The organism is Pseudoxanthobacter sp. M-2 (assembly GCF_046156265.1).
Lineage (GTDB): Bacteria > Pseudomonadota > Alphaproteobacteria > Rhizobiales > Segnochrobactraceae > CAMDHY01.
Genome location: NZ_JAWDIR010000011.1, coordinates 891,550 through 916,713 on the forward strand (window position 1 = coordinate 891,550; position 25,164 = coordinate 916,713).

A 25,164-nucleotide genomic window follows, 5' to 3' on the forward strand; every position below is an offset into this window, starting at 1 on the left:
GGAGAACTCAGATGAAGAAATCGCTTCTCGCCACGGCCCTGTTGGCCACGACGCTGTTCGTCTCGCCCGCCTTCGCCGACGGTGAACTGAAGATCTACAACTTCTTCGAGTACATGCCGCAGCCCCTGCTCGACAAGTTCCAGGCCGAGACCGGCGTCAAGGTGACGATGGACACCTACGAGTCCAACGAGGCATTGCTCGCGAGCCTCAAGGCCGGCAAGCTCGGCCAGTACGACGTGGCGATGCCCGGCGACTACATGGTCAAGATCATGGCCGACCAGGGCCTGCTCGACAGCTTCAAGCCCGAGGAGCTGTCGAACTTCGCCAACATCCAGGAAGAATGGGCCGACGTTCCGTTCGATCCGGGCCGCACGCACTCGATCCCCTACCAGTGGGGTTCGACCGGCTTCTCGGTGAACCGCGATGTCTTCAAGGGCGACATCGGCTCGCTCGCCATCATCTTCGACCCGCCGGAGGAGCTGAAGGGCCGCATCAACGTCCTCGACAGCCAGGGCGAGGTGCTCGCCCTCGGTTCCATGTACCTCGGCATCCCGCAGTGCACGACGGACCGCGAGCAGCTGAAGGCGCTGAACGACATGCTCCTGAAGGCGAAGCCCTCGTGGGCCTCGTTCGGCTCCGACACTGCCAAGGACGTGCTCGTCTCCGGCGATGCCGCCGCCGGCATGATCTACAACGGCTTCTCGTCGAAGGCCCGCGCCGAGGGCGCCAACATCGAATACGCCTATCCGAAGGAAGGCGCCGTCGTCTGGATGGACAACGTCGTCCTCCTCAAGGATGCGCCGAACCGCGAGAACGCGCTGAAGTTCATGGACTTCCTGCTCGTGCCCGAGAACGCCGCGGCGCTCACCAACTACGCCGCCTACACCGCCGGCGTGAAGGGCGTGGAGCCGTTCCTCGACGACGCCATCAAGAACAGCCCCGAGAACAATCCGCCTGCGAGCATGAAGTTCGACTTCGTCGAGGCCTGCGACCAGGAGACCCAGAAGCTCTACGACGCCATCTGGCTCAACCTGAAGAAGTAAAGCCGGAACAAAGAGCCACGCCCATGCGCATCGCTGTCGTGCAAGATCCGTCGCCCGCCGGGGCGACGGAACGGGCCCTTGCGTCCCTGACGTCGTCGCTCGCTGCGGCGGCGGCGCGGGGGGCGCAGGTGGCGCTGTTCCCGGAGCTCTTCCTGCCGGGCTACAACGTCGCCGACCCGGGGGTGGGCGCACGCACGGCGGACGAGTGGGACGCGGTGCTCGGCCCGCTCGCAGCGATGGCCGGCTGCGCGCTCGTCGTCGGTCTGGCGGAGCGCGACGGCGATGCGCTCTACAACGCGGCGATGGCGTGGGGCGCCGACGGGCGGCGGCTGGCGCTCTACCGCAAGACGCAGCTCTATGGCGCCCGGGAAAAGCACTTCTTCGTGCCCGGCGACCGGCTGGTGACGTTCGATCTCGACGGCACCAGCACGGCGCTGCTGATCTGCTACGACGTCGAGTTCCCGCCGCTACTCCGGACGCTCGCCGACCGCGGCGTCCGCCTCGTCCTCTGCCCGACGGCGAACATGCAGCCGTTCACGCATGTACCGTCGGTGACGGTGCCCGCGCAGGCCGTCATCCACGGCGTCGCGATCGCCTACGCCAACCACTGCGGCAGCGAGGGTGACCTCACCTACACCGGCGGCTCCTGCCTCGTCTCGGCGGACGCCACCGTGCTGGCCCAGGCCGGTCCCGGACCGGCGCTGCTGATCGCCGACCTGCTGCCCGCCGACCCCGCGCGCCTGTCGACGCAAGGCCGCGATTACCGACCCGTCGAGTGAGCCATGGACACGAACGCCCGTCCCGCCCGTTACGACGTTCTCTTCGAGCCGGTGCGCATCGGGCCGAAGCTCGCCAAGAACCGCTTCTACCAGGTGCCCCACTGCAACGGCGGCGGCTACCGTGACCCCTCGGCTGTCGCCGAGATGCGCCGCACCAAGGCGGAGGGCGGCTGGGGCGTCATCTTCACCGAGCAGACCGAGATCCACCAGACCTCGGAGATCACCCCCTTCATCGAGCAGCGGCTGTGGGACGACCGCGAGATCCCCGCGCTCGCCCGCATGGCGGAGGCGATGAAATCCCACGGGGCGCTCGCTGGCATCCAGCTCGCCTATTCCGGCATCAACGGGCCCAACCTCTACAGCCGCGAGGTGCCGCTCGCCGTGACGGGCGGGCCGATCCTCACCTTCACCGCCGATCCCGTGCAGGCCCGCACGATCGACCGCGAGGACATCCGCAACATCCGCCGCTGGTTCCGCAACGCCGTGCGGCGGGCGCGCACCGCCGGCTTCGACCTCGTCTGCCTCTATGGCGCGCACGGCTTCGGCATCTTCCAGCACTTCCTGTCGCGCGCCACCAACCAGCGCGGCGACGAATACGGCGGCAGCCTCGACAACCGCTCCCGCTTCGTGCGCGAGGTGATCGCCGAACTGCGCGAGGAGATGCGGGACGAGATGGCGGTGACGCTCCGCCTGTCGCTGCACGAGGAGGGCACCCTCGGCCTGTCGAATGCGGAACTGCGCGAGTTCATCGCGCTGAACGCCGAACTGCCGGACCTGTGGGACCTCGCCCATGGCACCTGGGAGAACTGTTCCGGCACGTCGCGCTTCGTCGGGGAGGGGGCGCAGGAAGATCTCGTCGCCGGCATCAAGGCGCTAACACCGAAACCGGTGGTGGGCGTCGGCCGCTTCACCTCGGCGGATGCCATGGTGCGGCAGGTGCGCCAGGGCATCCTCGACTTCATCGGCGCGGCGCGGCCGTCGATTGCCGACCCGTTCCTGCCGCGCAAGATCGAGGAGGGTCGCTTCGACGACATCCGCGAGTGCATCGGCTGCAACATCTGCGTCAGCGGCGACATGACGGGGGCCATCAGCCGCTGCACCCAGAACACCGCCTTCATGGAGGAATGGCGCAAGGGCTGGCACCCGGAGCGCGCGCGGCCCAAGGGCGCCTCGGAGTCGGTGCTGATCGTCGGGGCCGGGCCGACCGGGCTCGAGGCGGCGCTGCAGCTCGGCAAGCGCGGCTACCGGGTGGCGATCGCCGAGGCGACGACGACGCTCGGCGGCCGGGTGGCGCGCGAGCGCCAGCTGCCCGGCCTCTCCGCCTGGGGCCGCGTCGCGGACTACCGCACCGGCCAGATCGCCCCGATGGCGAACGTCGAGACCTATCTCGACAGCCGCCTCACCGCCGACGACGTGCTCGAGATGGATTTCGAGCACGTCGCCATCGCCACCGGCGCGACCTGGCGGCGGGACGTGGTGGCGCGCCTGCATCTCGCGCCGATCCCGACAGACCCGGCGATGCCGTTGTTCACGCCGGACGACGTCATGGTCGGCGGCGGTCCAACCGGTGGCCGGGTGCTGCTCTATGATGACGACCACTTCTACATGGGGTCGGTGATCGCCGAGGTGCTGGCCGCCCGGGGTTGCTCCGTGGACTTCGTCACGCCGGCGACCAAGGTGGCCGAGTGGACGCAGAACACCCTCGAGCAAGGGGTGATCATGCGCCGGCTGCTGTCGCTCGGCGTCAATGTGCTGCCGAGCAAGGCGCCCGAGGCGATCGGCGACGGCGAGGTAACGCTCGGCTGCACGTGGACTGGGGCCCGTACGGCGACCCCGGCGGACGCCGTGGTGCTGGTGACCAGCCGGACCCCGAACGACGAACTTTACCTCGAGCTCCGCGCCCGCGACTGGGGCGGGGCTGGCGTCCAGTCGTTGAAGGTGATCGGCGACGCCGCCGCGCCGGGCCCGATCGCATGGGCGACCTATGCGGGGCGGCGCTATGCCGAGGAGCTCGACGCGCCGGACATCGGCGACGCCTTGCCGTTCCGCCGCGAACTGGCGGAGCTTGCGCCGTGAGGGATGGGCCGAGGTCGCCGGGACGAGTGGCGGGGGAGGGGACAGAACCATGCCAATAGAAGAGGTCTCCGCACTGGTTGTCGGCGCCGGGCAGGCCGGCATCGCCGCAAGCGAGCATCTCCGCGGCTACGGCATCGATCACGTCGTGCTCGAGCGCGACCGCATCGCCGAGCGCTGGCGTAGCGGCCGCTGGGATTCCCTCGTCGCCAACGGCCCCGCCTGGCACGACCGCTTCCCGAACTTGGAGTTCGCGAGCGCTCGCGACGGCTTTCCCGGCAAGGAGGAGGTGGCGGACTATTTCGTCGCCTATGCCGAGAAGATTGCCGCGCCGATCCGCACCGGCGTCGAGGTGCATTCGGTGGCACGGCTCACCGGCCGGCCGGGCTTCCGGGTGGAGACGTCGGCCGGGACCTATCACGCCGGCTGCGTGATCGCGGCGACCGGCGCCTTTCAGACCCCAGTGATCCCCCGGCTCATCCCGGACACGGCTGGGCTCCTGCAGATCCACTCCGCCGCCTACCGCAACCCCGCGCAGCTGCCGGACGGTGCCGTGCTCGTCGTCGGCTCCGGCTCCTCCGGCGCCCAGATCGCCGAGGAACTGCAGGAGGCCGGCCGCCAGGTCTATCTCTCGGTCGGCCCGCACGGCCGGCCGCCGCGCAGCTACCGCGGCCAGGACTTCTGCTGGTGGCTCGGGGTCCTCAACAAGTGGGATGCGGAGGCGGTGCCCGGCGTCGAGCACACGACGATCGCCGTCAGCGGCGCCCACGGCGGGCGCACCGTCGACCTCAGGCGCTTCGCGGCGAGCGGCATGATCCTGCTCGGCCGGACGGAGGCGTTCCACGATGGCAAGCTCACGCTGGCGCCGGACCTTGCCCGCAACCTCGCCAAGGGCGACGCGGACTTTCTCGCGGTGCTCGACGAGGCCGACGCTTATGTCGCCCGCAACGGCATCGACCTGCCCGAGGAGCCGCAGGCCCGCGTGATGCTTCCCGACCCGGCCTGCGTCCGCGAGCCGATCCGCGAGCTCGACCTCGCCGCCGCCGGCATCACAACCGTGATCTGGGCGACCGGCTATTCCTCCGACTATTCCTGGCTGAAGCTCGAAGTGCTCGACGCCGAGGGGCGCCCCAAGCACCAGCGCGGGGTCGCGGTCGAGCCCGGCCTCTACTTCCTCGGCCTGCCTTGGCAGACGCGGCGCGGCTCGTCCTTCATCTGGGGCGTCTGGCACGACGCGCGCTACGTTGCCGACCACATCGCCAAGCAGCGCGCTTATCAGGCCTACAGGCCGGCGGAGCTGCGCCTCGCGTCGACCACGCCCTGATCGCGAACAGCCATAAAATCCGAGGAAGCCCGATGGCCCACACCCGCATCCGCAAGTTCAACACCAAGGACACCTATCCGGAGCAGAAGCTCGACAACGACCTCTGCCAGGCGGTGGTGGCGCGCGGGACGATGATCTTCCTGCGCGGCCAGTGCCCGCAGGACCTCGACAGCGCGAAGAACCTCGACAGCCACGATCCCGTCGAGCAGACCCACAAGGTGATGCAGAACATCCGCCAGCTGATCGAGGAGGCCGGCGGCCGGATGGAGCACCTCTGCAAGGTCGTCGTCTATCTCACGGACGTCCGCCATCGCGAGGCCGTCTACCGGACGATGGGTGAGTACATCAAGGGCGTGCACCCGGTCTCGACCGGCATCGTCGTCACCTGCCTCGCCCGGCCCGAATGGCTGGTGGAGATCGACGCCACCGCAATGATCCCGGACTGAACGCCTCCGCGGCCCGGCGTGGCGACGCCCGCAAGGCCGCTTCGAGTGTGCTCGAGAGCCCTTTGGGGGACCCCATGACCTTCTCCATCGTCGCACGCTGCGCGCAAACCGGGCAGTTCGGGGTGGCGATCTCGTCGTCCTCGCCGGCGGTCGCGGCGCGCTGCGCCCATGCGCGCGCCGGCATCGGGGCGGTGGCGACGCAGAACGTCACCAACCCCGCCCTCGGCCCGCTGATGCTCGACCGCCTCGCCGCGGGGGCGGGGGCCGCAAGTGCGGTCGCGGCGGCGCGCGACGGGGACGGCTTTCCCGACTTCCGCCAGCTCCTCGCCGTCGACGCTGCGGGGAGGACGGCGGTCCACTCCGGCACGAAGGCGCTCGGCCTCTGGACGTCGGCCGAAGGCCGCGACTGCGCGTCGGGCGGCAATCTGCTGGCGAGCGAGGGCGTGCCCGCCGCCATGGTCGCCGCCTTCGAGGCGGCCGGCGGGCCGCTCGGCGATCGCCTGATGGCCGCCCTCAAGGCCGCCATCGTCGCGGGCGGAGAGGCGGGCCCGGTCCACTCGGCGGGCCTCCTTATCGTTCACCACGAGAGCTGGCCCTATGCCGACCTGCGCGTCGACTGGGTCGACGAGGGCTGCCCGGTCGCCGCTCTCGCCCGCGCCTGGGAGATCTTCAGTCCGCAGGCCGACGCCTACGTCACGCGGGCGCTCAACCCGACGGCCGCCCCGTCCTATGGCGTGCCGGGAGACCAGTGACCAGATCGCTCTCGGGGCGCTTCAGTCGGTCCCCTTTGGCAGCCGTGCCCGCCGGCATGAGCCGGGGCCAGCGCGGACCGGCTATGCAGCGGTGGCCGTCTTCCGCCGGAGTGCGGCGGCACGGCCGTCGAGCTGTCGGCGGATCGCCTGCGGCAGTTGCCTCGCCGACTTGATCCGCGGCAGGTTCATCTCCGTGACCACCGGTTCACCGTCGCCATAGAGCGCTTCGAACTCGGCGTAGTTGTCGAAGCGACGACGGGAGACGTTGTCGACGAAGGTCTCCGCCGGCACGTCTTCCGCGAGGATCACCTCGTGGTTCTCGGTTTCGACGTGGAAGACCGTATAGCGGTCCCCCAGTTCGGCGTCCGTCATCCGACGGATGGTGGTCTCGTTGACGAGCGCGCCGGCCTGGACGAGCACTCCGTCGATGAGCAGCGCGTGGTCGGATGTGACGCAGAGGTCGTCCGTCGGCCGTGCCGGTCCGAGCGAGCCGGCGAGAAGCCGGACCGGCCGACGCGCCGCATCGGGGCCGAACACCGTGACAACTGTCTGCCGTCCGAGCCATCTGACGGGCACAGTGCGACCGTCGGCTGTCAGAACGAGGGTGCCGACCCTGATATCTTCCACAGCAACGGCGCCGTCCGGTGTTCCGATTCGCGTGCCAGCCAGAAAGCAATATATGAAATCGTCTGTCGTATTGATCTGTATCGGGTCGTCGTCATCCAGCATCGTCGTTGAATAGTAGTAGTATGATCCATTCCCCCCGTTGGATGCATCCTGTATGACGATCCCTGTTGGGCCGAAGCCGATATAACGCGCTATCGGTTGACCATCGACGTTGATGATGTCTCCCGGGGAAAAAGAATCCCCATCGGCATCGAAGACAAACTGCACATCGTCAGCTATAAACGGTGTAAATAATCCATTGGTATACGTGCCGGCAAAGAAATACGATGTCACATAAACTGCCATTGCCACTACTCACAGTGAACCCGGCCCCCTCTTCCCCAGCGGCAGGATGGCGCTACCGACGCAACTTCAATCTGAAGCGAGCGGTCGCATCACCCCACCTCGACAACTTGCGGCATGTCCCGCGGTTGTGCAAGCGGGGGCGACATCGGTATCGAACCCCAAAGTTATGGTGGCAAAGGATGAGTGGTCATCAGGCGGAAGTGCTACCCGGCCGAGGAGGTCGCACCAAACGCTGCGATCCACCGGGACATCCCGCTGACGTCTAACGGTCATGGCGGGCACCATGGCTCGCGGGTCGTCGCCGCCTGAAGCCAAGCTAAAGCGAGAACTGCCGGCGGGCTCGTTCCCCGCACGATCATGCTGCCGGCAGCGGCACCACCGAGTGAAGATCGGCCGCCTTCAGCGAGGAACCAGGTCTGCCGCGTAATGCTGCAGTCGATCGAGTGAGGCCTGCGGCAGCGGCTGGCCCTCGAGTTCCGGTGGCACCTTCCAGCCCGGCTCCACGCCGCGCATGTCGGGCAGCTGGTGGGCGATGCCTTTGTGGCAGTCGATGCAGGTTGCCTCGCCTGAAATCAGGTAACGGCGATGGATCTCGGCGGCGCGCTCGGTTTGCCTGGTGAAATCCATCGCCACCGAGGAATGGCAGTTGCGGCACTCGAGGCTGTCGTTCGCCTTCAGGCGTGCCCATTCATGCTGGGCGAGGCGGAGCCGCTCGTCGAGGAACTTCCGACGGGTGTCGATGGTGCCGAAGATGTGGCCCCAAACCTCCTTCGAGGCCTGCATCTTGCGGGCGATCTTGTCCGTCCAGGCGTGCGGAACGTGGCAATCCGGGCAACTGGCGCGGACGCCCGAGCGGTTGGAGAAATGCACCGTCTGCGTCAGCTCCTCGTAAACGTTCGCCTGCATCTCGTGACATCCGATGCAGAAGGCTTCCGTGTTCGTCACCTCGAGGGCCGTGTTGAACGCCCCCCAGAACAGGACGCCGCCGACGAAGCCGCCGAGCGTCAGGAACCCGAGTCCGAAATGGACGCTCGGCCGGGCCATGATGGTCCAGGCGAAGCGGAGGGCCGCCTTGATCCGCCTCCACATGGCCTACTCGCTCCCGGCGGGCTTGGCGCCCATTTCGCTCATGTCGCGAAAGGTGTTGGGGACCAGCGGCGGTACGTCCGCCTGTGGCACGTGGCAGGCCGTGCAGAAATACCGCCGCGGCGACACGTCCGCGAGCATCTGTCCCTCACGATCCATGTAGTGCGTAACGCTGATCATCGGGGCGCCGGAGCCCTGGGTGAACTCCCGCTTGTGGCAGGAAAGGCAGCGATTGGCGTTGACCGAGAGCTGGTAGCCCTCGATCGAGTGGGGGATCACCGGTGGCTGCTCGGGATAGGCCCGCATCAGCCTCACGTCGTCCGTCACCCACTTCGCCACCGGCGGCGCGGGTACCTCCGCCATGGGTGGCGTCTCCCCGGTAAGACGGGGCGCATCCTGCGAGAAGACGGGCGCGGCCAGGACGATCGCGGCGGCGGCGAGCGAGAGAAGCAGTGGCCGGCGCATCACGCGGCCTCGATCTTGACGGCGCACTTCTTGTAGTCCGTCTGCTTCGAGATCGGATCGGTCGCGTCGAGCGTTACCTTGTTGATCAGCTGGCTCGCGTCGAACCAGGGCACGAACACGACACCGTGCGGCATGCGATTGCGGCCGCGGGTCTCTATGCGGCTGCGGATCTCGCCGCGCCGGGAGATCACCCGCACCTCGGCGCCCTGGTTCAAGCCGCGCCGGCGCGCATCGTCGGCGTTCATGAACACGCGTGCACCCGGGAAAGCGCGATAGAGCTCTGGCACCCGCATGGTCATCGAGCCGGAGTGCCAGTGCTCCAGCACGCGGCCGGTGACGAGCCACAGGTCGTAGTCCGCGTCCGGGCTCTCGGCCGGCGGTTCGTAGGGGGCCGCGAGAATGACCGCCCGCCCGTCGGGGCGGCCATAGAACTGCACGCCCTCGCCGGCTTTCACGTAGGGATCGTAGCCCTCGCGGTAGCGCCAGAGCGTCTCCTCGCCGTCCACCACCGGCCAGCGCAGGCCGCGCACCTCGTGGTAGCGGTCGTATGGCGCGAGGTCGTGACCATGGCCCCGGCCGAAGGTGGCATATTCCTCGAAGAGCCCCTTCTGGACATAGAAGCCGAAGTGCTCGGCTTCCTGGTTCTCGTAGCCCGGATCGATCTCCGAGAGGGGGAAGCGGTCAACGTTGCCGTTGCCGTAGAGGACCTCGAAGAGCGTGCGGCCCCGGTATTCCGGCGCCTGCACCAGGATCTCCTCCGGCCAGACCTCGTCGGTGGTGAAGCGCTTTGAGAACTCCATCAACTGCCAGAGGTCCGAGCGCGCCTCGCCCTTGGCCTCGACCAACTGGTGCCAGACGTGCGTGCGCCGCTCGGCGTTTCCGTAGGCGCCCTCCTTCTCCACCCACATCGCCGCCGGCAGGATCAGGTCGGCAGCGAGCGCCGTCACCGTCGGATAGACGTCGGAGACGACGATGAAGTTCTCAGGGTTGCGATAGCCGGGATAGGTCTCCTGACTGTCGTTCGGCGCGGCCTGGAGGTTGTTGTTCACCTGGATCCAGTACCAGTTGAGCTTGCCGTCCTTGAGCATCCGGTCTTGCAGCACCGCGTGGTAACCCGGCAGCGCGGGCAGGAGGCCGTCTGGAAGCTTCCAGATCTCCTCGGCGTGGCGGCGGTGCTCGGGGTTCGTCACCACCATGTCGGCCGGCAGCCGGTGGGCGAAGGTGCCGACCTCGCGCGCCGTACCGCAGGCGGAGGGCTGCCCGGTCAGTGAGAACGGGCTGTTGCCCGGCTCGGAAATCTTCCCGGTGAGGAGATGCAGGTTGTACAGCATCTGGTTCGCCCAGACGCCGCGGACGTGCTGGTTGAACCCCATCGTCCAGAGGCTCATCACCCGCCGCTTCGGATCGGCGTAGAGCTCGGCGAGCTCCTCCAGGAAGTCCGGCTCGACGCCGGAGAGGGCGGAGACCTTCTCGAGCGTGTACTCGGACACCAGAGCCTTGAAAGCTTCGAAGTCGATGGGCTCGGTCTTCCCGGGATCGGCGGCGCCGGTCGCCCGCATCTCGAGGTCGTGCTCGGGCCGCAGGCCGTAGCCGATGTCTGTCGTGGCACGCATGAAGACGGCGTGCTTGGCGACGAAGTCCTCGTTCACCCGCCCAGTCTCGATGATGTAGTTGGCGATGTAGTTGAGGATCGCGAGATCCGTTCCCGGCGTGAAGATGATCGGGATGTCCGCGAGATCCATGCTGCGGTGGGTATAGGTCGACAGCACGGCGACCTTGACGTGCTCGTGGCCGAGACGGCGGTCGGCGAGGCGGGTCCACAGGATCGGATGCATCTCCGCCATGTTCGAGCCCCACAGCACGAAGGCGTCGGCATGCTCGAAGTCGTCGTAGCAGCCCATCGGCTCGTCCATGCCGAACGTGCGCATGAAGGCGTAGGCGGCGGAAGCCATGCAGTGACGGGCGTTGGGATCGAGGTTGTTGGAGCGGAAGCCGGCGCGCATGAGCTTTGTTGCGGCGTAGCCTTCGAAGATCGTCCACTGCCCGGAGCCGAACATGCCGACCGCCGTCGGCCCCTTGGCATTCAGCGTCTCTTTCGCCTTCGCCGCCATGAGGTCGAACGCCTCGTCCCACGACACCGGCTCGAACTCCCCGTCCTTGGCGTAGGCGCCGTCCCGCTTACGCATCAGGGGCGTGGTGAGGCGATCCCCGCCGTACATGATCTTCGAGAGGAAGTAGCCCTTGACGCAGTTGAGGCCCCGGTTGACCTCCGCCTGCATGTCGCCGTGGGTGGCGACGACCTGTCCGTCCTTCACCCCGACCATCACGCCGCATCCGGTGCCACAGAAGCGGCACGGCGCCTTCGACCACTTGATGTCGAGCGTAGCGATCCCGCCGGGCACGGGCTGCGCCTCTGCCGGCAGCGAAATCCCGGCGACGGCCGCAGCGATGCTGGCCGCCTGCGCCTTCAGCACATCGCGGCGAGAAACGTCGATGGTCATGTCGGGACCTCCGTATCGGTTTCGACGTGCTCGAAAACCATGTTGGCGCTGACCACCCCGTCGAGATCGGCGATCCGCAGCAGTCGCCCGCCAACCTCGCCGCGGTCCGCCCCCTCGAGGATGACGACAATCTTGCTGCCAGCGGCGGCCCGCACCTCGGCCCCGCTCATCCCTGCGAGCGCTTCGACGACCGCCTCGCGCCGGCCGGGCATGACCGAGACGACGGCGCTCGAGATGACGTGCATGGCGGCCTCAGGCATTCGGAGCCTCTGATGTTGGGGCAAGATGAAGCGCCGCAGTGGGACAGACCGCCAGGCAGTCGCCGCAGCCGGTGCAGAGGGCAGCCCGGATCGAGGGGAGGAAAGGGCCACCGCGGCGTGGGACGAAGGCGATGGCGCCCTCTGCACAGACGTCGCGGCAGAGCTGGCAGTCGATACCGGCCGCAGCCAGGCATCCCGCTCCAATGCTGACGATGTGGGCGATCTCGGAGCCCGTCGTGTCCGACGTCGGGACCGTTACCCGTCCCTTGAGGAAATTGCGTCGGGAGAGACCAGCGACATCGTTCGCCATCTCGCCGGCCCGCCTAGTGCAACACTGCTGGCGGACCCGGGGGACCGAAGATCATCTGGAAGATCCACACGGCCAAGCCGAAGCCGCCGACGACGCCAACTGCCACGAAGGGCCAGACCCCGAACGCCAGGACGAGGAACGTCAGGAATTCAGCACGCTTGCTCGGAGCGCGCGGCAACCCTCCGCCTCCTGTATTTGTCGTCGCTCCCATGGCCTCCGTCGCCCCCTGCAATGTGATTGCATGTATTCTTCTGGCGGGTGCATGTAAGTATAAAGTCGCGCGGACAGGCTATAATGCGCCGTTAGGTCGACGCTGCCTTGCGCTGCACTGAGATCTTGCCGCGGAGTGCTTGTTTCCGCGAACTGCTGGCTCTTGCGCGACAGAGCGGTCACGCCGCTCGTTGGAACCCTTGTAGCCTGATCAGAGGTCCGAGGAAACCGCCGAAAGCGAAATTGATCTCCGGCACATCGCGGACGGCCGCCGCCGGTCACTGGCCCGGGAGCGACAGGGTCCGGTCGAAGGGCGGACGGATCCCGCTGTCACGCGCCGTTTCAAGGCGCTGCCGCCGGGGTTGTGCACCCGCTTGGGGCGCCCGTGCGCTACGCCGCCGTTGCGCTCGGCCAACGGCAGCCCGCCTGTGTTCGGCGTCACGGCGTGCGTCGAGGCGCGGGACGACACTCCCGTAACTGTTCGGCCGGGTTGCCATCTGCTTGAGACGGCGCAAAGCGGCTGCCTTGGGCTCTGCCGGCGATCTGCCAGCAACGCGTGCTCTAGGTGACGAGAGTCACGCACGCGCCGACATGATCTGTGCCGTCGTAAAGACTGTCCACGCCATCGTCCAGAGCGCCGCACCGGCGATAATGAGGTCCAGGGAATGCGCGCCTGAGAACGGCGCTACCACCCGCGCCAGCGCGCCGAGATTGACCGCGACGATTGCGACTGCACAGAGCCCGCCGGCCGCCGGCGAATGGCCGCCGCGGCTCACCGCCAGCCGCGCCATCACCGCCATCGTCATCGCGCCGATAGCTCCGGAGGCGAAGGCGTGAAGTGCCGTGTCCAGCGGCAAGCCGGAGCCCGGAACTGCGGCGAGCGCGGCGAGCGCCGTGCCGGTCACGAGCCAGAGATAGCCCGCATGGAGCGCCAGCACGTCGAACTGCCGCGCGCTCCAACCGCGCCAGCGCCACAGGCGCACGCCCTGCAGGATGGCGGCGATCGCCATTGCGCCCGCGGTGATCCAACCCGCCGGGGCGACGACCCAGGCGGTCAGCGCCGGCAGCGCGACGACCAGCACCACCACGTCGAAGCGGCCATAGGGCTCGGGCACCCGTTCAGCGCCCCGGCCCACGAGGGCGTTTCGGGTGAGGCTCGGCACGAAACGCCCGCCGACTGCCGAGATGAGGAGGACGGCGACGGCGATACCGACGCGCGCCATCGCTGCGGCGACCTCGTAGTCCATCACCGTCAGCCGGTGGGCAACGGCGGCGACGGCCAACAGGGGAAACAGCATCAGCCCGTGCCGCGACTGCCGCGGTGACTTGATGCGGGCCTCGCGCACGAGCACCGCTGTCACCCCCAGCGGAAAGGCGGCGTCGGCGAGGGCGGCGAAGGGCAGGGGGACGAGGAAGGGCATCACGCGGCCGGCCGCCCAAAGGGCGAAGAGGGCGGCGAGTGGCGGGCCTGAGGCGGGGAGCCGGCCGGACCAGTTCGGGGTGGCGGAGAGGAGATAGCCCGCCATCACCGCCGGCAGGAAACCGAACACCATCTCGTGGGCGTGCCAGGCGAAGGCCGGCATGCTGGCGACCTCGGCGGCACCGCCGAGATACATCGCCACCCAGGCCGGCACGGACAGCGCGGCGAGTGCCGACGCGCCGACGAAGAACGGCCGGAACGGCGCCGCAAAGAGCCACCCGGCATCGGTGCGGGCGCGGCTGGCCGCGAGGGAAGGGGAGGGCGACATCGGCGATCCTTTCGCCTTCCGTTTGCCGCCGGCGACGGCGCGGCTCTTTGAGCGGGCGCAAGCTCGCAGCGGGACTGTCGTCACCCGCGCCGGCGAGCGGACCCGTCGGGTTCCGGCCGGCTGAGGATGAAGACCGCCACCGCCGCAAGCACGGCACACTGCAGCAGGACGATGCCCGTGGTGACGCCGAGAGCGAGGCTGACGATCGGCGTCGCCACCATTGTGGCGAGCGCAACGGCCTTGGATCGCCGGGAGATCGCACCGTTCCGCTGCCACGCGTGGATGGGTGGCCCGAGGTGCGGATGCTCCAGCAGCCATGACTCGAGGCGCGGCGAACTCCTCGAGAAGGCGAACACCCCGACCAGCAGGAACGGAACCGTCGGAACGAGCGGCAGGACGGCGCCCAACACCGCCGCCACGAGCGCGACACAGCCGACAAGGAGCCAGAGAGTTCGCATGAGAGTTCCCGATGCAGGCTTCCAGATGCCGCCATCTCGCGGTCGGGGAGAGGTGTTCGGCGCTCAGGCCGTGCCCGGCGCCTTCTCCGCGAAGGCGTCCACCCGCCGCCTCATTTGTTCATTCTTTGGCTGCCACCGAAGTCGCGCTCATTGCGCCGGCGCAAAGAAGACGACACGCCGCAGCGCTATAGTCCTGAACTCGTTCAAGGAGGCGATCCAATGTCGACAATCAGGGCGGCTCCCATCTCCGCCGAGACGGTTCTCGATGACCTGATGAGGACGTATACCGATACGATTCCGATCTTCATCCGCCGGAAGATGATGTGCATCGGTTGTCCGGTCGTGCGCTTGCATGACGTCGGTGAGGCCTGCCGGGAACACGGCATCCCGCTGGCGGACTTTCTGGCGGAAGCCAACGCCGTCGTCGCAGGGTCGGCGCGATGAACGCCGTCGTCGCGCCGTTCGAGGTCGATGCCGGATCGATCGCCGTCGGCTTCGGCATCGAGGCCTCGGTGGTTCCGGAACTGATGCGTGCCGGTGAGATCACCGGACGGCTCTACGAGGGCGTCGCAGAAGATGCGGGGCGGTGGCTCTGCGTGTTCTTCTTCCGCAATGCCCGGCTGAACCTGGTGGTCGACGCGTCCGGCCGGGCTCTACGCCGCTCGATGATCGATTTTGGCGAGCGGCCGCTGCCGGCGTCGCTGCGCGACCCGCGAAACCTCGCTGTCAGTCCTGGCGCTCGGCGATGACGTGCAGCCGGTGGGCGTCGCAGACGACCACCTTCTTGCGCGCGCTCGCGACGATGCCCTTCGCCTCCCAGCCGGTCATGACGCGGCTGACCGTGTGAAGGGTGGTCCCGGTCATCTCGGCGAGATCCTGCCGCGTGACGGGGAAGTCGATCAGAATTCCCTCCTCGGTCTTCCGGCCCGCCTGCTGGACGAGGCGAAGGAGCGCATGTGCGACGCGACGCTCGACCTCCTCCGTCGACAGCTCGCGGATCCGAGCATGGGCGTCCTGCAGCCGTTGGCCGACGGTCTGCAGCGCATTGAGCGCGAGCACGGGGCTGCGGGCGATGAACGCCTCCCAGTGGGCCGAAGGCCATACGAGCGTGAGGCTGTCGGCGACGGCGATCGCGGTCGCAGGATAGTCCGGCCGGCGCATGGCGCGTGCGATGCCGAAGATGTCGCCGGGGCTGACGTGTCGAACCACGACCTGCTGCCCATCCGGGGTTGTCTGCACGACCTTCAGTCGTCCGTGCAGGAGCGCGAAGAACTCGGTCGCCGCCTCGCCTTGCTCGAAGACGGCCTGTCCCACTGAAAACTGCCGGGCGGAGGCCTGCACCAGCACGGCGTCGAGATCGTCTTCCGACATCGACTGAAAGATGCTGAGGCCGCGGATCAGCGAGCGGTCGAACTTGTTTTGAGGCATGACCCGTCCCGTCAACGCGTTTTTCCCGTTTGTCGTGCAGTCATGCACGCTCCTGCGCAACGAGGGAACCGTCGTTGTGGTGCGGGGAGGGGGCCCATCCCTCTGCGCCACCTGACTCCTCTGGCGGGACCCGCATGATTCCACCCGTTGTTTGCCTTTTGGCAAAATGGCGGCTGCGGATCAGGTGTTTCCTTCCTTTACCGGCACCAAGCCGGAGACAGGAAAGGAACACTGCCATGTTGACCCGCCGCACCGCCCTGATCGGCGTCGCCCTTGCCGCGCTGGTGGCGGCCGGCCACGCCTTCGCCGACGAGGGCCTCGATCCGACCCTCGACGCGATCGTTCAGGCTGATCAGACCATCGGCCTCGAGCGCGTGAAGGCGACCCTGCTGCCCCCTCCCGCCGTGATGGCCCACGAGCAGGTCGCCCTCGGGCGCCCGAAGGTCGTCGAGTTCTCGATGACCATCGAAGAGAAGGAGATCGTCGTCGACGACGAAGGCACGACCTTCCAGGCGATGACCTTCAACGGCACCCTGCCGGGCCCGACGATGGTTGTCCACGAGGGCGACTATGTCGAGTTGACCCTGGTCAATCCCGAGACGAACTCGATGCCCCACAACATCGACTTCCACAGCGCCACCGGCGCGCTCGGCGGCGCCCAGCTCACCCTCATCAACCCCGGCGAACAGGCGACGCTCCGCTTCAAGGCGACCCGGGCCGGCGCCTTCGTCTATCACTGTGCCCCTCCCGGAATGGTACCCTGGCACGTCGTCAGCGGCATGAGCGGGACCATCCTCGTGCTGCCCCGCGAAGGTCTGAAGGACGAGGCGGGCAAACCGGTCGACTATGACCGGGCCTACACCGTCGGCGAGTTCGACCTCTACATTCCGCGTGACGCCGAGGGGAACTTCATCGACTACGAGAGCGCCGGCGACGCCTATGCCGACACCATCGAGGTGATGAAGAGGCTGACGCCGACCCACGTGGTGTTCAACGGCTCGAAGGGCGCGCTCACCGGCGAAAAGGCGATGACCGCCGCGGTCGGGGAGACCGTCCTTTTCCTCCACAGCACGGCCAATCGCGACACCCGCCCGCACCTGATCGGCGGGCACGGCGACCATGTCTGGGAGCGGGGCAAGTTCGCCAACCCGCCGGCCAAGGACCTCGAGACGTGGTTCGTCGCCGGCGGCAGCGTCGGGGTGGCGACCTACACCTTCCTGCAGCCCGGCATCTACGCCTACGTCAACCATAACCTGATCGAAGCCGCCGAGCTCGGAGCCACGGCGCATGTGAAGGTCGAGGGCCAGTGGAACGACGACCTGATGAAACAGGTGAGCGCCCCGGGGCCCGTCATCGGCCAGTGAAGCCGCAATGGCGGCCCGCCCCACGGCGGGCCGCTCCTTTCGGGAGGATTGCCATGCTTGATCCCCGCCACACCTCTGTCGCGCTCATCGCGGTCGCCGGCCTCGCCACGATGGCCTTGCTGCAGGGCTTTGCGGCACCGCCTCTCGACGACGGCCTCGTCCGGATCGAGGAAACGACCGTTACCTACCGCGAGCCCGGCGAATATCTCGACGGCGGCCGTCCGGTGAACGGTCCCATGTCCGAAGTGTTCGCCGATGCGCCGCTCTTCATCATGAAACGCCAGGTCTTGCGGGCGGAGTATGACCTCTGCGTTGCCGATAGTCGCTGCAAGGCCCTCGACGGCCCTCAGGACGGTTCACTCCCCGTCGTCGGCACCAGCTACGAGGATGCCGTCGCGTACGCGACGTGGCTCTCGGCGACGAGCGGCGATCACTGGCGTCTGCCGACCGACCGCGAATGGGCCCTCGCCGCGGGAAGTCGATATCGCGACGACGCTCTCACCGAGATCAGCGATCCGGCGAACCCGGCCCGTCGCTGGATCGCCGTCTATGACGCCGAGGCGGCGAACGACCAGGAGATCGACCCGCAGCCCCGACCCGCGGGCAGTTTCGGCGCGAACGAGCATGGCCTGCTCGATCTCGCCGGCAACGTCTGGGAGTGGACCAGCACCTGCTATGCGCGCCACCGGACGGATCCGGCGACCGGGCTCGCGACGACCATCGAGAACTGCGGCGTCCGCATCGCCGAGGGTCGGCACCGGGCCTACATGACGACCTTCTTCCGCGATCCGAAGTCGGGGGCGTGCTCGGTCGGTGTTCCGCCCGCGAACCTCGGCCTGCGTTTGGTGCGGGAGGCAGGCGGCCTCCGCCGGTGGCTCGGCTTCTAGGCCATCCGCTGTCGGTCGAAGTGCGGCCATGACGGAACCCCCATCACCGGACACGGCCCTTCTCGATCGGCTCTTCCGTGTGCTCCGGGAGTCGGTGCTGCCGTGCAACTGTCAGCACGAAGTCGAGCGGACGCTCGCGGGGTTCGCCGAATTCGAGACCAGATGCGCGCACGCCGGCTGCTCGCGGCGGCCCGGCACCGGGCGCGGTCGCCCTGCGGTCGCGGCGGATCCGCGCGACGCCGTACTGCACCGGCATTTGTCGCAGAGCAAAGAAGCAAGCCTCCGCTCCTCCTACGGTGCCTTCATCAAGAAGGAGCACGACAGATGTCCAGCCGACGGATTGAGGATTCTGCGCCCGCTGGCGTGGTCGACGTAAGGAGCCTGCCGTGCATCCTGCGGCACGCCGCGATCACGCACAGGTTCGACGGGCTGCGGCCGGGCGAATCCTTCATGGTCGTCACCGATCACGAACCGGCGGCACTTCGCACTCGCTTCGACGGCCGTGCCGAGTGGCCCTGGGCGTGGGTCGACCATGTGGGCGGACCCGACGCCTGGCGGGTCCGGGTGTCACGTCCATGAACCGGCAGATCACAGAGGAAGTCCTCGCCGCCTTGCGCGGGGTGGATGACCCCGAACTCGGTGTCAGCATCGTCGATCTCGGCCTCGTCGTCTCGATCGACGTCGTCGGTAGCTGCGTCTTGGTGGTGCTGGCGACGACCTCGCCCGCCTGCCCGCTCGGCGGCCTCATTGCCGAGACGGCGGCGGCTGCGGTGGGCGACCGCCTCGGTCCCGCCTATGGGATCCGCATTACCCTCGACAGGAGGGCGGTGTGGTCCCCCGCTGACGCAGATCCCGCGGTGCGGGCCCGCTTCGAGCGCCCACAATCCCGGTTCCTCGACGCGTTGCGGTCCGGGCTCGAGCACTGGAAGCTGGCGCGATGACGTCGGTGCGGCTCGCCCGCGCGTGCGTCGCGCTCATCGCTGCCTCCGCTCTCGTCATCGGTCTCTCGGGTGGGCTCGCTCGGCTCGGGCTGGTACCGCCCGTGATCGACGCCGCCGAGCACCACGGCGCGCTGATGATCTGCGGTTTCTTCGGCACCATGATCGCGCTGGAGCGGGCGGTCGCCGTCGGGTTCGGTGGGGCACTGCTGGTGCCGGGCCTCGCGGCCCTCGGAGCGGCGCTGCTTGCGCTCGGTCTCGTCCCGCAGGCGGCCGCAGCCTTCCTCGCCGCAGGGGTGGGACTCCTCGCCATCACCGGAGCATCGACGTGGGCGCGGCCGACCCTGTTCATGGGCGTGATGACGGTCGCGGCGGCGCTGTGGCCGATTGGCACGGCGTGGTGGATGGCAGGCGCGTCGGTGGGCGAGGCGACCTGGCCGTGGCTGGGCTTCCTCGTCCTCACGATCGTCGCCGAACGCATTGAACTGTCGCGCCTCGCTGCTCCCGGCCCGGTCGCGCGGGCGAGCCTCGTCGTCGCCGTGTCGATCTTCATCGCAGCGGTGCTGGCGGGACAGCCGTGGGCCGGGTCGGCGGTGCTGGCCGTCGCTCTGGCGGCTCTGGCACTGTGGCTGCTCGCCAACGACGTCGCCGTGATGACGGTGCGGACCCGCGGCCTCGCCCGTTTTGCCGCCGTATGCCTCCTGCTCGGCTATGGCTGGCTCCTCATCACCGCCGTGACGCTCCTGCTGCTGCCACCGGCCACGACCGCCTTCGGCCACGACGCGGCGGTCCATACGGTGGCCGTCGGCTTCGTCTTGTCGATGGTGTTCGCGCATGCGCCGATCATTCTGCCCGCCGTCGTCGGCGTGCGGGTGCGCTACCTCCCGACGCTCTACGTCCCGGTGGTGATGTTGCAGATCGGGGTGGCGGCGCGCCTGCTCGGCGACTTCGCGCAGTCCGGCGCCCTCGTTGCGGCCGGGGCGTGGCTGACGGTCGCGGCGCTCCTCGTCTACGCGGGGATCCTCGCCGCCACCGCCCTCGCCAACGGCGCTGCCACCCGCCAGCGCGCCGGAGAGCCGGCCCGCCTCGAGGGACCTGATCTGTGATGTATCACGACCCCAAGCTGAAGCGCGGACTGCCCACCGACCGCGTCGTGCCGCAATCGGTGTCGGGCAAGGTGCGGCGCATCAAGTGGGGACTGCTCGCCCTCTGCCTGGCCGTCTACTACGGGCTGCCGTTCCTGCGCTGGGATCGCGGGCCGAGCCGCCCCGACCAGGCGATCCTGTTCGACCTCGCCAGTGTCCGCTTTCACCTCTTCGGCCTCGAGATCGGGCCGCGGGAGTTCTACCTCGTCACCGGCGGCCTCGTCCTCGCGACGCTCGTTCTCGTGCTCCTCAACGCGCTGGCGGGCCGGGTCTGGTGCGGCTTCTTCTGTCCCCAGACGGTCTGGAGCGACCTCTTCATGCTCGTCGAACGGCGGGTCGAGGGCGACCGCCGGGACCGGCTGCGCAAGGCGGCCGCGCCTTTCAGCGTCCGAAGGGGTGGGGAGATCGCCCTCAAGCACGCGCTGTGGCTGCTCATCGCCCTCGTCACCGGCGGTGCCTTCGTCCTCTATTTCGCCGACGCGCCGACGCTGCTCGCCGACGTCGCCACCGGAACCGCCTCCAGCACCGCCTACGGCATGATCGCGACGCTGACGCTGACGACCTACGGCCTGGCGGGCTTCGGGCGCGAAAAGGTGTGCACCTACATGTGCCCGTGGCCGCGGCTGCAGGGAGCGATCTGGGATCCCGAGGCGCTGACGGTGACCTACCGCGACTATCGCGGCGAGGCGAGGATGTCGGCCAAGAAGGCCGCCGCCGCTCGCGCCCAGGGTATCCCCGCCGGCGACTGTGTCGACTGCTTCGCCTGCGTCGCCGTCTGCCCGATCGGCATCGACATCCGCGAGGGCCCGAGCATCGCCTGCATCAACTGCGGCCTCTGCGTCGACGCCTGCGATACCACCATGGGCAAGCTCGGCCGCGAGCGCGGCCTCATCGACTACGAGACCTGGACCAACATCGAACGGGAGCGGCGCGGAGAGCCGAAGCGTCCGGCGCGGCTCATCCGACCGAAGACTGTGGCGCTCGCCGCGGCGGTGCTCGTTCTTGCCGTCGGCATGCCGCTGCTCATCGCGGGGCGGCCGGAATTCGGGCTCGGCGTCGCGCACGAACGCAACCCCGTCGCCGTCGTGCTGTCCGACGGCCGCATCCGCAATGGCTACGAGATCCGCATCGCCAACGCCTCGCCGTCGGCAGCCACGTTCCGCCTCACCGTCGAGGGTGCGGCACCCGTGACGCTTGCCATCGCCGCCGAGCCCGGATCCGAAGCGGAGGCGCTTACCCTGACCGCCGCCGCTGACGAGACCCGGAAGGTACGGGTGTCCGTCTTTGGGCGTCCGGACGTGAATGGCGACGTCCGCTTCACTCTGACGGCACCGAGCGGTGAGAGCGTCGCCACGGTCGATCGCTTTCTGTTGCCGGGAAGCTGAGCGCTGTTTGTCCGGGCACAACGTTCGGGCGCAAGGCGCCGGGTAGGTGTAGCTCCGACGGGCCGCACCGGCCCGCAAAGAGAGACGCCATGAAGTTCCAGACAATTGCCCTCGCAGTTGCGGCCCTTGTCCTTGCAGGAGCGACCGCCACCGCCGCAGACCACGAGGTCAGGATGCTCAACAAGGGCGAGAAGGGAGTGATGGTGTTTGAGCCGGACCTCGTCCGCGTCGCACCAGGCGACACCGTCACGTTCAAGTCGACCGACCCCGGCCACAACGCCGAGACGATCAAGGGCATGCTCCCCGACGGGGCCGCGAGCTTCGAGGGCAAGATGGGCAAGGACGTCACGGTCGTCTTCGCCGAGCCCGGGGTCTACGGCGTCAAGTGCAAGCCACACCTCGCCATGGGCATGGTGGCCGTCGTGGTGGTCGGCGATCCCGTGAACCTCGACGAGGCCAAGTCGGTCAAGAACCCGGGCAAGGCTGGCAAGCGCTTCGCCGAACTGTTCGCCGGACTCTGACCGTTTCCGCCGCCCCAGCCGTTGCAGTGCGACGCCGGGAGATCAATCCCGCGTCGCCGACGGCTTTCGAGGAGCTCGCGTAAGTGACCCGTCCGTATTGGCTCACGGGAGGATTGCGCCCCTTCTTTCTCCTCGGGTCCCTGGCGATGGCGGCATCCGTCCTCGTGTGGCTGCCTCTCTACATCGGTGACATCGAGCTTCCGACCCTGTTCCAGCCACGCAACTGGCACGTCCACACGACGCTGTTCGGTGGTGTCATGGCGATCGTGGCCGGTTTCACACTCACTGCCGTCGCCAACTGGACCGGTCGCCCTCCCGTCGCCGGGCGTCTGCTCTTCGTCCTCGTTTGCCTGTGGCTCGCCGGCCGGTTGGCCGTTTCGACCTCTGCAGCGATCGGGGCGAACGCCGGCATGGTTGTCGACCTCCTCTTCCCGGTGGCATTGGCGGCCGTTCTGGCGCGGGAGGTGATCGCTGCGAAGAACCACCGCAACCTGCGGGTCGTTGCCGTCGTTGCGGCTCTGGGCGTCGCCAACCTCGCCTTCCATCTCGAGGCGAGAACGACCGGCACCGCCGAGATTTCGATTCGAGTGGCCGTTTCGCTGGTGGTTCTTCTCATCCTGTTGATCGGCGGCCGCGTCATCCCCGCCTTCACCCGCAACTGGCTCGCGGCCCGCAAGGCCACCTGCCTGCCGGCCGCGTTCTCGATGCTGGACGCCGTCGGCATGGCGGCGGCGGTTGGTGGCCTTCTCGCATGGACTGCCTTCCCGGACGTGACGGCGACGGCGGGACTGCTCGGGCTGGCGGGCATTCTGGCGGGCGTCAGGCTTTCGCGGTGGTGCGGACTGTCGGCACGCTCCGAGCCGCTGCTCCTCGTTCTGCACGTCGCCTTCGCCACCATCCCCCTCGGCTTCCTTGCCATCGCCGCCTCGATCCTGTGGCCGTCGTCCGTCGAGCCCGTTGCAGCGGTGCACATCTGGACGGTCGGCACCGTCGGCGCGATGACGCTGGCGATGATGACGCGAGCCACCCGCGGCCATTCCGGTCGGCCCCTCGTGGCGGGACGGCTCGAGATCGCGCTGTTCGCGCTCGTCTTCGTCGGCGCCGCCGCGCGCGTCGCGGCCCCCTACGCGGGCGGCTGGTACGTCCATGCTCTCGACTGCGCTGGCCTCGCCTGGGCCGCCGCCTATCTGGCCTTCGCCATCGGCTACGGGCGCATGCTGCTAATCCCCCGGGATACAAGGATTGCCGAGTCTCTCACCTGACCCCGTTCCGCGCCGCCGCGCTGTGGCTTTGCCGTCGTCGGCAATGCGTCCAGCCACAAATCGGCCGATTGCCCCCTCGACCGGGTGAACCGGAAGGTGCAGGCCCCGCATCCGAACGCACTGTGGCTGCCGGACTTCAACTACCTCGAGGCCGCGCAGCTGCTGAAAGCTATCGGTCTCCGGAAAATCCGGCGCGGTTCAACCATGAATTGGGTACATGTCGGGGTGCCGCCCAAAGCGGCGGAAGAATTCAAGCCTTTTCAGGCGTCTAATGAAGGGAATGGCGGAGACGGAGGGATTCGAACCCTCGAGACGGGTTTACCCCGTCTAACGGTTTAGCAAACCGCCGCCTTCAGCCTCTCGGCCACGTCTCCGGCGGGGGAATGGCTACAGAGCGTCACGGCGCTGGTCAATCCCCGAGTGGCGACGACGCCGCTCTCAGGCTGGCCGGAGCAAGCCTCGCGGCGGCGCAGGGGCTCGGGGAAACGGGGATGCAGACGATCCCGGCTCGCCGGTGCGGTGACGGACTCCTGGCAAGCCGGCACGTCTCACCGCTCCGCACTCGTCTTGAGCGTGGATTCGTTGAAGCACCGCTCTGCGATCGTCTTGGGCGTGGATGGGTTGATGCAAGGCGATCCGAGCCGCTCTCGTTCGCGACCCTGCGCCAGTCGGCGCATCACTCTCAGAGGCGGCGTCCGAGCACCAGTCCGGCGACGAGGGCGGCACCCGCGATCGCCATGGCCGTCTTGCCGGACTTCTCGTCCTGCTTCATCGCCGACGGATCGGCGGCGGGCGAGGCCATTGGCGGCGGCGCGGCGAAGGCGGGCGGCGGCATGGCGGCACTGCGCACGCGCGGCCGGCGCGGTTGCGCGGCGAGGATGGCGAGGCCGGCGACGACCAGCGTGCCGGCGCCCACCACCGCCGTCGCTCCGGCGGCGCCGAGCTCGGGCGCCAGCCCGAAGGCGGCTGCGACGAGCAGGAAGATCAGCCCGACCAGAGCCAGCATGCCGGCGACAATCGACCAGACGATCGTCGTCACGGTGCGCTGGGCCCGCAGGCGCATCTCCAGGCGAATGTCGCGGGTGAACTGTTCGAGCAGGAGTCTCAGCACCGGTCGACCGCCCTTGTCTCGGGTGCGCCCGCGGCGCTCCCTCATCGACGGTGCGCCACCCGGGCGCTCCGTCCATCCACCTCACGGTGCGCCTCTGGCGCTCCGGCCCCCAGGTCCGCCCGGCGGCGCGACGGGAGGGCCCCGCCTGCCGCCGCGGCCGGACGGTGATCAGTCGCGGCGACGCGACATCATGCCGATGACGAGGCCGACGCCCAGCGCAATGCCCAGTGCGGCGATCGGGTTGCGCTCGACCATGCGGCTGACGTCGTCGCCGGCGTTGGCGACGGCGGCGCGAGTCTGGTCGTAGGCGTAGCGTCCCTCCTCGGCGACGCGGGCAGCCGCATCCTCTGCGGTCGCTGCGGCGGCGCGGACGCGGCCCTTGACGCTCGCGGCGGCCGACTGGCCCTGGCTCTCGACCAGCGAGGCGACGCTCGCGGCGAGCTTGCCGAGATCGGCCTTCAGCTGCGCGAGATCCGCGCCGACATCGTTGACGCTGTTCTCGATTTTCCGTTCGGCCATGATTCCCACCTTCTCTGCCTCGCGCCCGGCCTCCGCCGCTGCGGTCGAAGGGGAGTTCGTCGCGCGCCTGATGTTGTCGTCCACGGTCGCAGCCTCCGTCTCGGGCGATCGCGACTGTCGCGACCGCACCAGAAGCGGGGCGCCGGGCAAGCATCCGCCACCCCGCCCTGGCTTGCA

29 protein-coding genes and 1 tRNA gene are annotated in these 25,164 nt (G+C 68.5%); 16 read left to right on the forward strand and 14 right to left on the reverse strand.

Annotated elements, in window-relative coordinates; all coding sequences use genetic code 11:
- The first annotated feature begins 11 nt into the window (after positions 1-11).
- The 6 genes from RUR49_RS09145 to RUR49_RS09170 all read left to right on the forward strand — a co-directional run bounded on the left by RUR49_RS09145 (position 12) and on the right by RUR49_RS09170 (position 6,417).
- Positions 12-1,043, forward strand: coding sequence for an extracellular solute-binding protein (locus RUR49_RS09145; RefSeq protein ID WP_409146048.1), 1,032 nt, complete (start codon positions 12-14; stop codon positions 1,041-1,043).
- A 23-nt stretch (positions 1,044-1,066) separates the two neighbouring features.
- Entirely contained in the window at positions 1,067-1,822 is a 756-nt protein-coding gene (locus RUR49_RS09150; protein WP_409146049.1) for a nitrilase-related carbon-nitrogen hydrolase, read from the forward strand.
- 3 nt (positions 1,823-1,825) lie between these two features.
- Complete coding sequence (locus RUR49_RS09155) at positions 1,826-3,898, forward strand: FAD-dependent oxidoreductase (RefSeq protein ID WP_409146050.1); 2,073 nt, start codon at positions 1,826-1,828, stop codon at positions 3,896-3,898.
- 49 nt (positions 3,899-3,947) lie between these two features.
- Positions 3,948-5,219, forward strand: a complete 1,272-nt coding sequence (locus RUR49_RS09160) for a flavin-containing monooxygenase (RefSeq protein WP_409146051.1) — start codon at positions 3,948-3,950, stop codon at positions 5,217-5,219.
- Between the two features lie 32 nt (positions 5,220-5,251).
- A complete protein-coding gene (locus tag RUR49_RS09165; RefSeq protein WP_409146052.1) occupies positions 5,252-5,665 on the forward strand; it encodes a RidA family protein in 414 nt (137 codons plus the stop codon).
- 74 nt (positions 5,666-5,739) lie between these two features.
- Positions 5,740-6,417 carry a DUF1028 domain-containing protein gene (locus RUR49_RS09170; protein WP_409146053.1) on the forward strand — a complete coding sequence of 226 codons (678 nt, stop codon included), beginning with the start codon at positions 5,740-5,742 and terminating at the stop codon, positions 6,415-6,417.
- Positions 6,418-6,498: 81 nt separating this feature from the next.
- On the opposite strand, the gene RUR49_RS09175 is transcribed toward RUR49_RS09170, so the two are convergent.
- The 9 genes from RUR49_RS09175 to RUR49_RS09215 form a co-directional block, all read right to left on the reverse strand.
- Complete coding sequence (locus tag RUR49_RS09175; RefSeq protein WP_409146054.1) at positions 6,499-7,389, reverse strand: Hint domain-containing protein; 891 nt, start codon at positions 7,387-7,389, stop codon at positions 6,499-6,501.
- A 399-nt stretch (positions 7,390-7,788) separates the two neighbouring features.
- On the reverse strand, positions 7,789-8,433 hold the full coding sequence (locus RUR49_RS09180; RefSeq protein ID WP_409146368.1) for a cytochrome c3 family protein: 645 nt from the start codon (positions 8,431-8,433) through the stop codon (positions 7,789-7,791).
- A gap of 48 nt (positions 8,434-8,481) precedes the next feature.
- Positions 8,482-8,967: a nitrate reductase cytochrome c-type subunit gene (locus RUR49_RS09185; RefSeq protein ID WP_409146055.1), complete on the reverse strand. Its 486-nt coding sequence runs from the start codon at positions 8,965-8,967 to the stop codon at positions 8,482-8,484.
- Positions 8,940-11,441: a periplasmic nitrate reductase subunit alpha gene (gene napA / locus RUR49_RS09190; RefSeq protein ID WP_409146056.1), complete on the reverse strand. Its 2,502-nt coding sequence runs from the start codon at positions 11,439-11,441 to the stop codon at positions 8,940-8,942. Before napA ends, RUR49_RS09185 begins: the two co-directional genes overlap by 28 nt.
- Positions 11,438-11,701 carry a chaperone NapD gene (locus RUR49_RS09195; protein WP_409146057.1) on the reverse strand — a complete coding sequence of 88 codons (264 nt, stop codon included), beginning with the start codon at positions 11,699-11,701 and terminating at the stop codon, positions 11,438-11,440. Before RUR49_RS09195 ends, napA begins: the two co-directional genes overlap by 4 nt.
- Positions 11,694-12,011 carry a 4Fe-4S dicluster domain-containing protein gene (locus RUR49_RS09200; protein WP_409146058.1) on the reverse strand — a complete coding sequence of 106 codons (318 nt, stop codon included), beginning with the start codon at positions 12,009-12,011 and terminating at the stop codon, positions 11,694-11,696. Before RUR49_RS09200 ends, RUR49_RS09195 begins: the two co-directional genes overlap by 8 nt.
- Positions 12,012-12,024: 13 nt before the next feature.
- Positions 12,025-12,222 (reverse strand): nitrate reductase, encoded by a 198-nt coding sequence (locus RUR49_RS09205; RefSeq protein ID WP_409146059.1) that lies wholly within the window; start codon positions 12,220-12,222, stop codon positions 12,025-12,027.
- 574 nt (positions 12,223-12,796) lie between these two features.
- On the reverse strand, positions 12,797-13,969 hold the full coding sequence (locus RUR49_RS09210) for an NnrS family protein (RefSeq protein WP_409146060.1): 1,173 nt from the start codon (positions 13,967-13,969) through the stop codon (positions 12,797-12,799).
- An 80-nt stretch (positions 13,970-14,049) separates the two neighbouring features.
- On the reverse strand, positions 14,050-14,427 hold the full coding sequence (locus RUR49_RS09215; RefSeq protein WP_409146061.1) for a YbaN family protein: 378 nt from the start codon (positions 14,425-14,427) through the stop codon (positions 14,050-14,052).
- 219 nt (positions 14,428-14,646) lie between these two features.
- On the opposite strand from RUR49_RS09215, the gene RUR49_RS09220 reads away from it, so the two are divergent.
- Both RUR49_RS09220 and RUR49_RS09225 read left to right on the forward strand, forming a co-directional pair.
- On the forward strand, positions 14,647-14,871 hold the full coding sequence (locus RUR49_RS09220) for a DUF1858 domain-containing protein (protein WP_409146062.1): 225 nt from the start codon (positions 14,647-14,649) through the stop codon (positions 14,869-14,871).
- Complete coding sequence (locus RUR49_RS09225) at positions 14,868-15,176, forward strand: DUF6522 family protein (RefSeq protein ID WP_409146063.1); 309 nt, start codon at positions 14,868-14,870, stop codon at positions 15,174-15,176. Before RUR49_RS09220 ends, RUR49_RS09225 begins: the two co-directional genes overlap by 4 nt.
- Here the strand turns inward: RUR49_RS09225 and RUR49_RS09230 are convergent.
- A complete protein-coding gene (locus tag RUR49_RS09230; protein ID WP_409146369.1) occupies positions 15,154-15,855 on the reverse strand; it encodes a Crp/Fnr family transcriptional regulator in 702 nt (233 codons plus the stop codon). The two genes, RUR49_RS09225 and RUR49_RS09230, sit on opposite strands and share 23 nt — an antisense overlap.
- A gap of 236 nt (positions 15,856-16,091) precedes the next feature.
- Here RUR49_RS09230 and nirK point away from each other — a divergent pair, with 236 nt between their 5' ends.
- The gene (gene nirK / locus RUR49_RS09235) at positions 16,092-17,219 is read left to right on the forward strand and encodes a copper-containing nitrite reductase (protein ID WP_409146064.1); all 1,128 of its coding nucleotides are present in this window, start codon (positions 16,092-16,094) and stop codon (positions 17,217-17,219) included.
- Positions 17,216-18,106 (forward strand): formylglycine-generating enzyme family protein, encoded by an 891-nt coding sequence (locus tag RUR49_RS09240; protein ID WP_409146065.1) that lies wholly within the window; start codon positions 17,216-17,218, stop codon positions 18,104-18,106. The genes nirK and RUR49_RS09240 overlap by 4 nt, the downstream gene beginning before the upstream one ends.
- 43 nt (positions 18,107-18,149) lie before the next feature.
- On the opposite strand, the gene RUR49_RS09245 is transcribed toward RUR49_RS09240, so the two are convergent.
- Complete coding sequence (locus RUR49_RS09245; protein WP_409146066.1) at positions 18,150-18,425, reverse strand: hypothetical protein; 276 nt, start codon at positions 18,423-18,425, stop codon at positions 18,150-18,152.
- A gap of 5 nt (positions 18,426-18,430) precedes the next feature.
- On the opposite strand from RUR49_RS09245, the gene RUR49_RS09250 reads away from it, so the two are divergent.
- The 6 genes from RUR49_RS09250 (at position 18,431) to RUR49_RS09275 (ending at position 23,357) form a co-directional block, all read left to right on the forward strand.
- Positions 18,431-18,685, forward strand: a complete 255-nt coding sequence (locus tag RUR49_RS09250) for a DUF2249 domain-containing protein (protein WP_409146067.1) — start codon at positions 18,431-18,433, stop codon at positions 18,683-18,685.
- The gene (locus RUR49_RS09255; RefSeq protein WP_409146068.1) at positions 18,682-19,047 is read left to right on the forward strand and encodes a metal-sulfur cluster assembly factor; all 366 of its coding nucleotides are present in this window, start codon (positions 18,682-18,684) and stop codon (positions 19,045-19,047) included. Before RUR49_RS09250 ends, RUR49_RS09255 begins: the two co-directional genes overlap by 4 nt.
- Positions 19,044-20,150: a hypothetical protein gene (locus RUR49_RS09260; protein WP_409146069.1), complete on the forward strand. Its 1,107-nt coding sequence runs from the start codon at positions 19,044-19,046 to the stop codon at positions 20,148-20,150. The genes RUR49_RS09255 and RUR49_RS09260 overlap by 4 nt, the downstream gene beginning before the upstream one ends.
- A complete protein-coding gene (ccoG, locus tag RUR49_RS09265; protein ID WP_409146070.1) occupies positions 20,150-21,574 on the forward strand; it encodes a cytochrome c oxidase accessory protein CcoG in 1,425 nt (474 codons plus the stop codon). Before RUR49_RS09260 ends, ccoG begins: the two co-directional genes overlap by 1 nt.
- Positions 21,575-21,663: 89 nt before the next feature.
- Positions 21,664-22,095: a pseudoazurin gene (locus RUR49_RS09270; RefSeq protein ID WP_409146071.1), complete on the forward strand. Its 432-nt coding sequence runs from the start codon at positions 21,664-21,666 to the stop codon at positions 22,093-22,095.
- A gap of 83 nt (positions 22,096-22,178) precedes the next feature.
- Positions 22,179-23,357, forward strand: coding sequence for an NnrS family protein (locus tag RUR49_RS09275; protein ID WP_409146072.1), 1,179 nt, complete (start codon positions 22,179-22,181; stop codon positions 23,355-23,357).
- A gap of 281 nt (positions 23,358-23,638) precedes the next feature.
- Here the strand turns inward: RUR49_RS09275 and RUR49_RS09280 are convergent.
- The 3 genes from RUR49_RS09280 to RUR49_RS09290 form a co-directional block, all read right to left on the reverse strand.
- A tRNA-Ser gene (locus RUR49_RS09280) sits at positions 23,639-23,731 on the reverse strand.
- 308 nt (positions 23,732-24,039) lie between these two features.
- Positions 24,040-24,468 (reverse strand): phage holin family protein, encoded by a 429-nt coding sequence (locus RUR49_RS09285; RefSeq protein WP_409146073.1) that lies wholly within the window; start codon positions 24,466-24,468, stop codon positions 24,040-24,042.
- A 168-nt stretch (positions 24,469-24,636) separates the two neighbouring features.
- On the reverse strand, positions 24,637-24,987 hold the full coding sequence (locus tag RUR49_RS09290; protein WP_409146074.1) for a YqjD family protein: 351 nt from the start codon (positions 24,985-24,987) through the stop codon (positions 24,637-24,639).
- Between the last annotated feature and the right edge of the window lie 177 nt (positions 24,988-25,164).